The 13,329-nt window shown below is 45.1% G+C and carries 11 protein-coding genes; 6 read left to right on the top strand and 5 right to left on the bottom strand.

The features are described from left to right. The 3 genes from B3D59_RS06565 to B3D59_RS06555 all read right to left on the bottom strand — a co-directional run. Nucleotides 1-1,432, bottom strand: a 1,432-nt coding sequence (locus B3D59_RS06565) for a toll/interleukin-1 receptor domain-containing protein (RefSeq protein WP_286818524.1), incomplete at its 3' end; no start/stop codon positions are given. A gap of 3 nt (nt 1,433-1,435) precedes the next feature. After that, nucleotides 1,436-1,924, bottom strand: a complete 489-nt coding sequence (locus tag B3D59_RS06560) for a hypothetical protein (protein ID WP_286818523.1) — start codon at nt 1,922-1,924, stop codon at nt 1,436-1,438. A gap of 160 nt (nt 1,925-2,084) precedes the next feature. Beyond that, on the bottom strand, nt 2,085-2,867 hold the full coding sequence (locus tag B3D59_RS06555; protein ID WP_286818522.1) for a carbonic anhydrase: 783 nt from the start codon (nt 2,865-2,867) through the stop codon (nt 2,085-2,087). A gap of 314 nt (nt 2,868-3,181) precedes the next feature. Between B3D59_RS06555 and B3D59_RS06550 the strand changes: the two genes are divergently transcribed. Further along, nucleotides 3,182-4,861: an adenosylcobalamin-dependent ribonucleoside-diphosphate reductase gene (locus B3D59_RS06550; RefSeq protein WP_286818521.1), complete on the top strand. Its 1,680-nt coding sequence runs from the start codon at nt 3,182-3,184 to the stop codon at nt 4,859-4,861. 18 nt (nt 4,862-4,879) lie between these two features. Here B3D59_RS06550 and B3D59_RS06545 read toward each other — a convergent pair whose 3' ends face one another. Together B3D59_RS06545 and B3D59_RS06540 are read right to left on the bottom strand one after the other, a co-directional pair. Further along, entirely contained in the window at nt 4,880-5,563 is a 684-nt protein-coding gene (locus tag B3D59_RS06545; RefSeq protein WP_286818520.1) for a DUF2279 domain-containing protein, read from the bottom strand. Nucleotides 5,564-5,719: 156 nt separating this feature from the next. Beyond that, on the bottom strand, nt 5,720-7,306 hold the full coding sequence (locus B3D59_RS06540) for a phosphoglucomutase, alpha-D-glucose phosphate-specific (protein WP_286818519.1): 1,587 nt from the start codon (nt 7,304-7,306) through the stop codon (nt 5,720-5,722). Between the two features lie 547 nt (nt 7,307-7,853). Here B3D59_RS06540 and B3D59_RS06535 point away from each other — a divergent pair. The 5 genes from B3D59_RS06535 to B3D59_RS06515 all read left to right on the top strand — a co-directional run bounded on the left by B3D59_RS06535 (nt 7,854) and on the right by B3D59_RS06515 (nt 13,285). Beyond that, entirely contained in the window at nt 7,854-9,248 is a 1,395-nt protein-coding gene (locus tag B3D59_RS06535; protein WP_286818518.1) for a hypothetical protein, read from the top strand. Nucleotides 9,249-9,377: 129 nt separating this feature from the next. Further along, nucleotides 9,378-9,923 carry a PAS domain-containing protein gene (locus B3D59_RS06530; protein WP_286818517.1) on the top strand — a complete coding sequence of 182 codons (546 nt, stop codon included), beginning with the start codon at nt 9,378-9,380 and terminating at the stop codon, nt 9,921-9,923. A gap of 80 nt (nt 9,924-10,003) precedes the next feature. Beyond that, nucleotides 10,004-10,444, top strand: coding sequence for an Hsp20/alpha crystallin family protein (locus tag B3D59_RS06525; protein WP_286818516.1), 441 nt, complete (start codon nt 10,004-10,006; stop codon nt 10,442-10,444). A 311-nt stretch (nt 10,445-10,755) separates the two neighbouring features. Further along, entirely contained in the window at nt 10,756-12,951 is a 2,196-nt protein-coding gene (locus tag B3D59_RS06520; protein WP_286818515.1) for a chemotaxis protein CheB, read from the top strand. Next, nucleotides 12,848-13,285: a PAS domain-containing protein gene (locus B3D59_RS06515; protein WP_286818514.1), complete on the top strand. Its 438-nt coding sequence runs from the start codon at nt 12,848-12,850 to the stop codon at nt 13,283-13,285. Before B3D59_RS06520 ends, B3D59_RS06515 begins: the two co-directional genes overlap by 104 nt. The last annotated feature ends 44 nt before the right edge of the window (nt 13,286-13,329 follow it).

Genomic DNA, 13,329 nt, shown 5'->3' with positions numbered 1-13,329 from the left:
GAATATCGGTTTCTAATTCTTCAAAGCCGGGGATAAACAACGCCAGGATATCTTCCGGTTTCTGCTCATCCGTCAAGATCTGAACCAGGGCCGGGAATTGTTTTCCGATTTTGTTGAACACTTTCTCACCACCAAAATCCTTATTCATCTTCTCTTTTTCAACGGTAATGTAAAATTTTCCCAATTCCGCCATTATTTTGTTAATCCGCCGCCGTTTTTTTTCGTCATCCCCCACCAGCGGATTATTGAATTTCCCCCTCCGGGATATTTCCAGAACTTTTTCTGTTAGTGGTGCAAAGGTGGTCATATATCCGACCTCGTCGGACATAAATTTTTCAAATGCGTTTTCATCCATTCCCGTTTCAATCAGTTTTATTTCCCCCTCTCCTACTACTTGATCGTTTTCGATTGCATACACCGCCGACTTGTTGAACAGGGCGGAGACCAGGATCTGATAAAAATCACTATATTCCCGGCTGAACGCATTTCTGGCCCCATCACCGCAACCATTCAGTTCATGGATAAGCCGGTGCAGTTTTCGATCGTCCACTGCAGCGATCAAAAACAACCCGGTCAATTCTCCTATGCTTTCCTTAAACCGCTCTTTAAAAGAAAAATCCCCGGAAATTATCCGATCAAGGAATTTAGTGACACTTTTCATGGAGGCCAGCAACGCCGCACCATTTTTCATTGATGCAAGACCGTGTATCAGGTCTTCTTCTCCATCTGAAAACGTTCCGCTCCTGACTAAATTCTTTTTTAATGGATAAAAATCACTTTTCTTTAACAAAGATTTTAAAGCGTCCTTAATGGCAACCCGCCGACCGACGGCTGCCCGGTGATTATACCGGACCGGTTCTATCTCTTTATTCAGCCATTTGATTATTTCTACGGCTCTCTGATCACAGTTTTTTTTGTCATCCTGCACAAGGACCAGGCGGTCCCGGTACTTAAATTCGGGGTTATACTTTCCAAACAGCCAAGCCAGGATCACAGGAATAGTCTCGGCATTTTCACCGCAGGTCGTCAGATCGACAGCATCTTTTTCTTCTCCATTGTTTTGAGAACTTTGTTCTTGCCACCAGGTGACCAGTTTTTGTTCCTGTTCAGCACCGGGTAAAAATTTATCCAGCGTCACCACTGCCGGCTGAAGCTCACTGGCCTGTTTTTTATAAGCCAATAACAATTCATTCATGCAGGATCTGGATTGAAAATAATTTTGAGACAAAAGAAAAACGATTCGATCCGCCTCGCTGACCTCAGCCATGAATTTTGTGATAGACGCTCCTAACGGCAGCGAGTTATCATCATAACAGATGCTGCATCCCATGTCGGACGCCGTTTTTATCAGGGCATCAATCAATCTTTCTGCGTACCCGTCTTTTCTGCAATATGAAACGTATATTTTTCGCCTTGTTTCGTTGCCGTTCATCTTTTACAGCTCCTGCAAAGGCCCCTGATCGAGCTTCTGGAAATCCTCCACCCCGGCCACTTTAGCCAGCATGGCCGCATATCCCCGGAGCACGTTCTGGATCTGCTCCAGTTCTTTGCGGAAAGACGCTTTTTCCTCTGGATTTTCCAGCAGATTGTCCGTTATCCGCTTGTGCCATTTGGCCGTAAAGGGCCGAATTTTCTGATTCAGGATGACCACGGCAATCTTGGAAAAAACCTCTGCCTTGCGCCCTTTCTGTTTAAGCAGTTCCCGGGTTACTTGGAACAGAGAAAAAATAGAACTCAAGGCAGCCGCCTCATCCCCCTGGTCCTTGCCAAGGGGCTGGGTGGCCACCCGGGTGATCAGTTCGATGTAAAGTTCCCAGGCAGCCTGCTCCTCTTCGGGCCTCGGCTGCCATTCCATCTGCATGAACCCGGCACTGATCTTCAGCCCGGTAATGCCCCAGTTTTCAAACCAGTCTTTAATTTTCACGGATTCCTCCAATGCGTTTTTGTAAAGTGAAGGATAATGGGAAGTTCTTCTTCCCGACTTTTAGAAAAGGAAGCGTTGAATCTCGTTTGATTCAAACGGTTTCTTTCGACTTTTACGTCCAAACGTTTGGTCTTGTTTTGTATTTAATTTTAAGGCAAAATTATTCTGCCATTGCTTCCATGGCTCTTTTAGGATTCGCCTCAACTTTTTTTAGGATTTCAATAGTTCTTGCTTCGGGCAGCCAATTGATTTTTCCGTTTGATACGTCATAGATCGCGCCCACAACTTTGGCTTTCCCCGCATTCACGAGATTCCGGGAAGAAGGGCTTGCCATGAACAGATCCTCAATGCCCTGCCAGATATTTTCCTCAATGGCATAAGGCATTACATCCGCACCATGGGCATCTGGATTGTCTTCAATCGCTTTTTTCACTGCGGGGATAATGTTATCAACCAGAGGGGGGATATTTCTTTCCAATGGATGACCGTGACCCTGGACAGCCTTTGTCACTGCCGTGACTGCGCCACATTGCGTATGTCCAAGCACGACAAATACCGGGGTGTTTACATGGGCAAGGCCATATTCAACAGACCCTATCTCATCAACATCCAGAACATTACCGGCAACACGAATAACAAAAATATCCATAATACCGGCATCAAACAGGATTTCAACCGGAACTCTGGAGTCGGAGCAGGTGATTACGGTTGCATAGGCGTGATCTCCCTGATCTTCTTTACCGGCAAGCGCAAGGCGGGCAGCATCCGTATGCGGCTGAATGGTTTTACCGGTTACAAAACGCTCATTCCCTGCTTTCAGCATGGCGATTGCTTCATCCGGACTTGGTTTGGCTGTTTTGCCGCCGCCACTGGCAAGAACAGGGGCACCTGTTAGCGCTAAAAAACAGCCAACAATTACAACAAATTTTAAAATTTTTTTCATGATTGTACGTCCTCCTTTAAAAGAATAAATTTTACGGCAAATGCCTGGCCTCCAATAGGCCAATTCACCTGCCACGAAAAAACTTGAAATACTCTAAAGTATAGGAGATTATCCTGACTGTTGCCAGGATGACAAGAAAAAAAGTATACCCGTTGACAAAAAATGGGGCTCTGTTTAGGAACCGGTCTTAAATAACTTGCCCATTTTGCTTTGTTTATGATTTGGACCTGAGATGAACCACGGCCTTGACGAAAAGATAGAGCCGATTTATCAATTATCAAACAAGCGCTAAGACAGCGCATGGAGATCCGGATATGGAAAACACCCATATGGAAAAGGAATGTCCCACTTTGTCAGCCCTGGCCTGGACTGTCATCAAAAACCGCTACCTGGCCCGTAATTGTCGGGGGGATCTCATCGAGAGACCCGCAGATATGTTTCACAGGGTCGCCGCATCGGTGGCCCGGGCAGACCGGTTGTTCGACACCGGTGCGGATCTGTCCAAAACCACAGAGCGCTTTGAAGCGGTTCTGGCATCCCTTGCCTTCCTGCCCAACTCCCCCTGCCTGATGAACGCGGGCACTGCCCTGGGCCAGCTGGCCGCCTGTTTTGTACTCCCGGTGGAAGACCGGCCCGAAGCCATGTGTCAAACCATGAAAGAGGCGACCATCATCCACGAAGCCTGCGGGGGTATCGGCTTTTCGTTCAGCCGGCTGCGGCCCCGGGGGGATACCATTCTCCAGGCTTGCGGGGAAGCTGAAGGGCCGGTCGCCTTTATCCGGCAGTTGGATACGGCAGCCGGTCGGACGAATCAGAACCGTCGTCGGCCGGCTGCAAATATGGCGGTCCTGGAGATCAGCCATCCGGATATTGAAGCCTTTATCAACGCAAAGCAGACAAGGGGAGAGTTACGCCATTTCAATCTCTCCGTTGCCGTGGATGACCAGTTTATGGAGTGCCTTAACAGCGGCCGGGACTACCCGCTGGTTCACCCCGGAACCGGCAAGGCGGTGGGGCGTAGAAACGCAGAAGAGATATTCGAGCGCATGGCCTCTTCAGCCTGGCAGACCGGTGATCCGGGTCTCCTTTTCATCGATCGTATCAACCGGGACAATCCCCTCCCCGGGATGGGGCGGATTTGCGCCACCAACCCCTGCGGTGAACAACCCCTGCTGCCCTATGAATCCTGCACCCTCGGCTCCATCAACCTGACCAAGGTGGTTGAAAACAAAGAAATCAACTTTGACGAACTTGACAGACTGGCCCGGACGGCCGTCCATTTCCTGGACAACGTCATCGAAATCAACCACTATCCGCTGCGGCAGATCGAAGAGGCGAGCCGCAGCACCCGTAAGATCGGACTGGGCGTCATGGGCTTTGCCGACATGCTGATCCTGCTGAATATCCCGTACCAGAGTGACAGGGCTGTTGCCGTGGCCGGCCGGATCATGTCGCGGATTCAACGCAGTGCCGAAGCGGAATCTGCGTCACTGGCACTGGTGCGCGGCAATTTTCCCTGTTTTGACAACAGCATCTTTCCCAAACGGGGCCTCCGCCTGCGGCGCAATGCCACGCTGACCACCGTGGCCCCGACAGGGAGCATCAGCCTGATTGCCGGTGTCAGCAGCGGCATTGAACCCGTCTTTGCCTTCAGGGGTCGGCGGCGTATCAACGGGATTCTTTACGATGACATCCATCCCATTTATGCCCGCTATCAAAAGGATCAAAAACCGATCCCCAAAGAGGTGTTCCAGAGCGCCTGGGATGTGGCCCCCGAGTGGCACCTAAAGGTCCAGGCCGCATTTCAGCGCCACACGGACAATGCGGTTTCCAAAACCGTCAATCTGCCGGGCTCCGCGACCCGGGAAGATGTCCGGCAGGTCTTCCTCAACGCTCACGCCATGGGGCTCAAAGGGATCACCATATACCGCGACACCTCCCATGGCGACCAGGTCCTCAATACCTGTACCGTCAACCGGGACGACTGCGGTTAACCCCCCGTTCAAACCTGACTAATTTTCATTGAAATCATGTTTATATTGAAGATAAGTCCCCGGTATCTGAATATAATCCAGAACAACTGCTGTTTTTTTCCAGGAATATCGGCGAAATAAATCCGTCAAATTCAGGCCGATACCAAGATAAAAATTTCGTTCTTTTTTGTCTTTATCATCTGAAAAACCGCGGGCATAATACCCCATATGCAATTCAAAATGTTTTAAAAACGTTTTATTTACCGACTCAAATCCGTTAAGTTTTACTGCAAGCAGATATTTTGAATTGTCATAATCTGTTAAAAAATCTGTGCCGTTAGGTTTAAATCCATATTCCCATCTTAAACTGAATTTGCCGGCAAGATCAGGATATTTATACAATAAATATCCGGCAGCGCATCCCAGAAAATTTGCAATCATATCTTCATAGGAAAATCCATATTCGCTGAAAGAGTCCCCAACCTCCATATACCCCATGATGGCAAATGATGAAAGCGAGCCGTATAATGCGGCATTCTCTTTTTCAAAACACCAGTTTTCATATAAAGATGACAGCGCGTGAGAGATCACATAACTTGAATAAAGATGTCCCAGTTTATCCGCCCCTCCCTCTTTGGTTGTATTTGCAAACCATCCTTCGGAACCTGCGTGAGGTGATTGAGAAAAATAATCCCATTTTAAAGCGCCCCAAATCGTAATCACTCCGATTCCTGCCAGGGACACAGAAAGGCTTTTTGTATTCTTCTCAGATAAGGAAAGCTCTGACGTGCATTTACTGAAACGTTCCTGGGCAGAGCCGGTCACGGCAACCAAGCAAAAAAATATGCAACATAATAAGGATTTCATCATAGGCACATTTTAAATGCGGAATATTAGATGAAGGGCTTCATCATGAATTTTTTTCCATAGATCCTCGCCACCAAAGCTTTCTATATAGAGTTTCATTTTCGGTTCAGTTCCCGAGGGTCTGATAGCAAACCATGACCCATCCGACAGATTGACTTTTACACCGCCTATGGGGCTATTATTTCCCGTGGCTTTTGTCTGAATGTTAACGATTGATAACCCTGCCAACGATGTCGCCTTTATTGAATCCGGTGATGTTTGTGACAGTATTGTTTTTTGCTCATTTGTTATAGGTCCGTCAACCCTTCTATAATAAGGATTTCCAAATTCAGATACCAATGTCTCTCTATAAATTTCGGATGGCGTTTGCCCGGTTTTCGCCAGAATCTCAGCAGCAAGTAATGCCAAAACAAACCCATCTTTATCTGTCGTCCAAACAGCGCCATTTTTTCTTAAAAAAGTTGCGCCGGCACTCTCTTCACCACAAAAGGCGATTTTTCCTTCCATCAAACCGCTCACAAACCATTTGAATCCAACAGGCGTTTCAAAGATCGCCTTATTGAATCCCATAACCACTTTATCAATCATGCTGCTGCTGACTAAGGTTTTTCCGATGCTAAGGTTATTTCCCCATAAAGGCCTGTTTTGAAGCAGGTACCAAATGGCCACGGATAAATAATGGTTAGGATTCATTAAACCATCCGGACACACAATGCCATGTCTGTCAAAATCCGGATCATTTCCCCATGCAATATCGTATTTTTCTGCAAGCTTGATTAGGTTTGCCATGGCATGAGGTGAGGAGCAATCCATTCTTATTTTTCCATCATGGTCCGGGGGCATGAAGCTGAAAGTTTTATCAATTTTTGAATTAACAACATTAATATCAAATCCATATTTATCAGCAATAGGATTCCAAAAATTTACACCCGCCCCCCCCATCGGATCTATGCCGATTTTGATTTTTGATTGATGAATCGTTTCCGTGTCTATCACATTCGATAAAGCATCTACATAAGGGGCGATAAAATCCCTTTCATGCGTAGACGAAGCTGAATACGCTTTTTCGTAAGCAATCCTTTTAATCCCGGAATTCTTGGAATTTATCAGCTGGTTTGCTCTTTTTTCAATGAAATCTGTTATTTCAATATCGGCAGGCCCCCCATGAGGTGGATTATATTTAAATCCTCCGTCTTCCGGTGGATTATGAGATGGCGTAATAATAACACCATCTGCAAGCGCCTTTTTATTGGTCCGGTTGTACTCCAGAATCATAAACGAAATGACCGGGGTTGGCGTATATTCAGAATTTGCGTGAATGAAAACATCCACATCGTTTGCAGCAAAAACTTCCAGTGCGGTTTTAAAAGCCGGTAAGGAAAGCGCGTGAGTATCATAACCTAAAAACAGGGGGCCTGAGATTTTATTTTTTTTACGATAATCACAAAGCGCCTGAGAAATAGATAGTATATGTTTCTCATTAAACGTACCGTTTAATGATGAGCCTCGATGTCCCGAAGTCCCGAAAGATACTTGCTCTGTTATCTCTGTTGAATAATAAGAAGATACTATTTTTTCAGTATTATTTGTATTTTCCATTACAACACCTATTGTTAAAGTCTTGAACACGTAAGATCAATTTGTCTTTTTGGGGACTGTGACCTGTTTTATTAGTGCTTCACTATACCAAACTTATGAGGACAGCAAAAGATATTATACAGTTGTCCTAATTTAAAAGGAGATATCGCAGGCAGCTTATTCGTACGACATGACTACATGAAAAGACCCTTGGTTGCACGAATGTTGGTGGTACCTTCCTGTTGCTTTCGAAGAATCCCCTATTTTTAATAGTCTATTTATGTGTTTTTTTATGGCTTTCCATCGTGTTGACTTGTAATTAAAATTCCCCTATTTTTTTATTTATGGAAAAATTTGCAGACGAACCTTTTTCTTGTAGACACTGAAAGCCTGTTACATACGAAACTCCACATTTTGAATGATTTTTGAAGACTCAATATCTCATAATTTTTTAAACAGCCATGGGCTATGCCTGACATATCAACTGCCAGCCAGAGCCCACAACAAAGCTTGAAAGACCTGAATAACTTACCCGGACTTTTTCACAAAAAAGACAGAAGGAGTAATAATGAATCAATTGGTGTTAGATAGATCCAACGTATATTTTTCTCTGTTTCCGGATCATTTAAGTTATATAGATAGTTGTCTTGAAACTGCAAGTTATAAGCTCAAGGATTACGATAATATACCTGACTTTGAAAATGATCTTGCCAATATCAATGCTTATGAGCATATCGACGCATTGGAGAATCCAAAGAATCTTATTGAGCTGGATGATAAAACACTCACTAAAGGGGATTATATCAAAGCGATTAAATGTCTCATAGAGGGTAAGGTCTTTGCTGAACATTTCGCAGCCGGTGAGGCGACACGATTAAAATTAGGAACAAAATTCTTAATCAATGTGCAAAAAGATCTCTCGATTGATAAGATCGCTGCACTCATCAACCAGGAAAAAGGCGAAGGCACCATGACTTCAGAAAGCCTTATCCGGATGTATCCTTGTTGTAATCCATTGGACCTTTTGCCCCTGTCGCTGGGGGTTAGGCATATGCTCCAATACGCCTATGATATTTATAGGTTGTCAAAACGTTTTGGGTATGACCCCCAGGAAGTTCTTTCAAAACAAACCATGCTGATCGTTTTAAATGAATCCACGGCAGACATCATCATTGATGAGTTCATCACTAATAAATTTTATGGGTTTGCAAGACAGAATGTTTTGTTCATGATTCAGGAATCGTATCATGGAATCAATCTGAAAAACAAAGAAGTCTTTTATGACCGTCATACACCCAAACGCCTGCATAATCATGGTCACATCGCCATTGAACAAACCATGTTTAACCAGATTTTCCACATCACGGAAAACCAAAACCGCAACTATCTGACCTGTGATCAATTTGGCGATATATTAAAGAATATGGAAATCAAGATATCTTATAATATCGAAGATCTTGATTATTTAACCGGCTCTATTGACCATGAAGCACTGGCACTGGCACTGAAAAAAAATAATGAGCATTATAATATGTTGATGGAGGTGGTTCCCAATAATCCGGATTCGCCGCAAAAAGGCGGTATGGCTGGCTTTGATCCAATTTTGGGACAGGATGTAATGATTGAAAGCTTTCAACTAAATGGAATTGAAAACCACCAGATTCAATTTTTAAATAAAAATATCAATTATTATCTAACCCCTCACATCGCATGGGAAATGGTAAAAACGCAGGGATTGAAAATGCACGTTGCTGTCAAAGCTGGTTTTATTTATTTTCAACCGGTTATCGGAGACATCAATTTTCTCGTTAAAACAGCCATTTTTACTCGTAAAAATGCAAGGCCTATAAAAGCATGGAAGTCTGCGTCTACGACACCTCTGGCGATTAACTGCATGCACATGCAGGACAAGCAAAAAGGGTTCAAAGAATACACCCGATTATTTCTTGGTTTAATTTCGTAACAGAGGGAAAAACATGAAACACTCTTCAAGAACCCGCATCGCACGTCATATGCCTGGTTAGAAGCCGGATGACCTTGCCGCAAAAGCGTTAAAAATTTCAACCAATTATCGTTGAAAGAAGAATTATTAATGACGAGTCCGAATTTTGCCACGCCACTTGCTGATTCAGAAGACAGGCTTAAACTCATTCAGAATCTCCAAACTCTGAGAATTGAACTGGAGATGCAGAATAAAGAACTACTCCGATCCCAACTGGAGCTTATGACATCAAAGATATACTATACGCGACTCTATGACACAACACCGGTTGGTGATTTTACCATTGATTTAACGGGAATTATAATGAATGCCAATCTGACCCTTTCAGATATGCTGTCGATGGAAAGGTCATCTCTTCTGGATAAACACATAACCGATTATATTGTTTTAGAAGACCATATTATCTACTACCAGCATTTGAAAGACCTCGACACTTTAAAAACACGACAGATCTGTGAACTGCGGATGAAAAAAAAGGATAGCATTCCTTTTGATGTGCAGTTGGAAACGATCCTGATGACGGACAGATCTAAAAAACCGGAACAATACCGTACTGTAGTCATTGATATCAGTGAACGAAAAAAAACTGAAATGGAGAACTCACCTTTCGATTGTTTGAATATTGTTTTTAAATAACGACCATGTCCTGACGGACACAACAAACAATGAAAGATGTGAGTTGTGAGGAAAACAGCTTAAAAAAAAGGAGACAAGATATGAAATTGACCAAATGGGACCGGTTTCGGGAAATCGATAATATTTTCAGCAAGTACCTTACGCATTTGAACCAACCTTCAATCGGCACCCAGGAACTTTTAGCGTCCGGGGACTGGGCTCCCCGTGCGGACATTGCCGAGACTGATTCGGAGTTTACCATCAAGGTGGAGATCCCAGAAATCAAACGGGAGGATATCAAGATCACCATTGATAACGGTGTACTCAATATCAGCGGTGAACGGAAACATGAAAAAGAGGAAAAAAACACTAAATACCACAGAATCGAGCGGCATTACGGTAAGTTCCTGCGCAGTTTTTCCCTGCCGGACAATGTTACGGAAGAACAGGTTGACGCCCAGTTTGAGGGTGGGGTATTGACGCTTCACCTGCCGAAAACAGAAAAATCAAAACCAAAACAGATTGAAATCGCTGTTAAATAGATTATTATCGCCTGTACGCAACATTGGTGTAAATACGACCCGGGCCGGAAGAAGGGAGTTCTGACTCGTGCGGCCCCACCTTGATCAATTATTCAAACCGGTTCCGGAGCAACTATAGCCTGGTATCGGACAGTGGAGGAGTAGATGCGCGATTCCTGCTCTCGGGTTCGGACAAACGTATCCGTGATAGGAGATCCCTTTTTATTTTAAACTTCCCTGGCCGGAAAAATATTGTGTCGTCCTATAATTTTGGTATAGTGAAGTGCTAAAAGTAGGTTACAGGGCCTAAAAAAAAAGGGATAAAAACCCAATTGTCGCAATCGAAATCAAAAAGTCATGAAACCCAGGGGAAAAAAGCAACCGGCCGTATTGAAAGAAAATCAGCACTAAAATCATTTCCTGTTGTGGGATTGGGGGCGTCCGCCGGTGGATTGGAAGCATTAAAGGCATTTTTTACAAAGGTTCCGCCAACCAGCGGAATGGCTTTTATTGTTCTGGTACATATGACCCCGAACCAGCCGAGCCTTATGCCGGCACTGCTTCAAAAAACAACATCAATTCCGGTGTCAGCCGCAAAAGATGAAGAGCCCCTTGAGCCGAACGGGGCATATGTCATTCCTCCTAATAAGGATATTTCAGTTTACAACGGAAAAATTCAACTTCTGGATATGACAACAAAGAGGGGCCTGCTGCCTATTGATTACTTTTTCCGGTCGCTTGCCCAGGATCAGGGAGAAAATGCAGCTGCAATTGTGCTGTCAGGTATGGGCACAGACGGCACGCTGGGTATTAAAGAGATCAAAGTTCATAACGGGCTTGTATTTGTTCAATCCGAGGACTCGGCCGGATATGACGGTATGCCCCGCAGTGCAATCAATACCGGAATTGTTGATATGATCATGGCTCCGGCGGACATGCCTGAAAAACTCATCCGATATTTTTCACACGCTGCCCGGCAGTCCCAGGATATCCCGGCTCAGCTTCCCGTTAAGGAAGATGGCTGGATACATAAAATTTATGCCATTCTCCGATCACATGTCGGTCATGATTTTTCATCCTATAAGCGCAATACAATTCTCAGGTGCATCAGCCGCCGGATGAATCTGAACCATATCAGCAGTCACGAAGATTATATGCGCTATTTAAGGGAAAATCCCGACGAAACAGACGCCCTGTTTCGAGAGCTGTTGATTGGTGTGACCAGTTTTTTCCGTGATCCGGAATCCTTTGACGTGCTGAAAACAGATGTCCTGCCGGACCTTTTAGAGACCCTGATGCCTGACGCCACCTTCAGAGCCTGGATTCCGGGATGTTCAACCGGTGAGGAAGTGTATTCTTTGGTCATTACATTAAAAGAGGTCATTGACAAGACTTCAAACCGGATAAGCCTGCAAATATTTGGTACGGATATTGACAACCGGGCCATCAGCAAAGCCCGTCAAGGTGTCTACCCATGCAGTATCAAAGCGGATCTGGGCGAGGAGCGTGTGAATCGTTTCTTCATTCAAGAGGGAGATTTTTACCGTATACGAAAGGAAATTCGCGATTGTGTGGTCTTTTCCGTCCAGAATGTTATCAAGGACCCGCCGTTTTCCGGGTTGAACCTCATGTGCTGCAGGAATCTGCTGATTTACCTGAATACGGACGCACAAAAAAAGCTGCTGCCCCTGTTTCACTATACACTGATCCCGGGGGGCGTTCTTATGCTGGGATCTTCAGAAACCATAGGAAGCGCAACGGATCTGTTCGAAACCATCAATAAAAAATGGCGAATTTTCAGGCGTCGGGAAGTGCCTAAAGCCATACGACAGATCGTCAACTTTCCCACGGGTCCATTGGTTCTGGAACCTCCCCAGAATTCATCGGCTGCGAATCCTCAAAACAAAGCGTTCGACACCAGCTATCTGACACAAAAGGTGGTGTTGGAGTTGTTTGCCCCAACTGCCGTTCTTACGAACAGCAATGGCGACATCATAAATATACAGGGCCGGACCGGTAAATACCTTGAGACACCGAGCGGCCCTGTCACCAACAACATCCTGGATATGGCCCGTGAGGGGGTGCGCATAGAGCTCTCAGCCGCCCTGAGGGCTGCCAGATCCTCAGCTGTTCAAGTGACCAAAAAAAGACTGTCTGTAAAAACCAACGGTGATTATCAACTGATTGATCTGCATGTTTGCCCTTTAAAGAAACCCAATGAGCTTGCCGGACGGTTACTTGTGGTTTTTGAGGATATCGAATCCGAATCCATGTACGAAACAGGGGACCACGCCGGTAAAGATGACTCCTCGCTTGCATCAACGCGCATTGCTGAATTGGAACGGGAGCTGCAGACAACCAGGGAAAGTCATCAGACGACTATCGAAGAGCTGGAATCGTCAAATGAAGAGCTCAAATCAACCAATGAGGAAATCCAGTCGGCCAACGAAGAGCTGCACCACCAACGAGGAACTGGACTCCTCCAGGGAGGAACTTCAGTCGCTGAACGAAGAGCTTCAAACGGTTAATGCCGAACTTCAAGGCAAAGTGGAAGAGTTGTCGGCAGCGCATGATGACATGCGCAACCTGCTGAACAGTACGGAAATCGCCAATCTTTTTGTGGACAATAACATGCAGGTTCGGCGGTTTACACCTGAAGCCACGATGATAGTCAACCTCATTGCCACAGATATCGGCCGACCTATCCGGCATGTTGCCAGTAACCTGAAATACGACAACATGATTAGAGATCTGGAAAAGGTCCTGCAGTATTTGACACCCGTTGAAACCGAAGTACAAACCGATGAAGGGAGATGGTTCAACATGCGCATCATACCCTACCGTACCAGGGATACATTTTGAATAACAAGGATAACCAGCCCGAGAGCGCCTCTGAACTTAGACGC

Source organism: Desulfobacter sp. UBA2225 (genome assembly GCF_002348205.1).
GTDB lineage: Bacteria > Desulfobacterota > Desulfobacteria > Desulfobacterales > Desulfobacteraceae > Desulfobacter > Desulfobacter postgatei.
Note: the sequence above shows the minus strand (reverse complement) of the source record. Positions and strands in the feature narration are given on the sequence as shown.

Coding starts and splice junctions, on each gene's coding strand:
- B3D59_RS06555 (WP_286818522.1), bottom strand. CDS start 2,867: ATGAAAAAAATTTTAAAATTTGTTGTAATTGTTGGCTGTTTTTTAGCG.
- B3D59_RS06550 (WP_286818521.1), top strand. CDS start 3,182: ATGGAAAACACCCATATGGAAAAGGAATGTCCCACTTTGTCAGCCCTG.
- B3D59_RS06540 (WP_286818519.1), bottom strand. CDS start 7,306: ATGGAAAATACAAATAATACTGAAAAAATAGTATCTTCTTATTATTCA.
- B3D59_RS06535 (WP_286818518.1), top strand. CDS start 7,854: ATGAATCAATTGGTGTTAGATAGATCCAACGTATATTTTTCTCTGTTT.
- B3D59_RS06530 (WP_286818517.1), top strand. CDS start 9,378: ATGACGAGTCCGAATTTTGCCACGCCACTTGCTGATTCAGAAGACAGG.
- B3D59_RS06525 (WP_286818516.1), top strand. CDS start 10,004: ATGAAATTGACCAAATGGGACCGGTTTCGGGAAATCGATAATATTTTC.
- B3D59_RS06515 (WP_286818514.1), top strand. CDS start 12,848: ATGAGGAAATCCAGTCGGCCAACGAAGAGCTGCACCACCAACGAGGAA.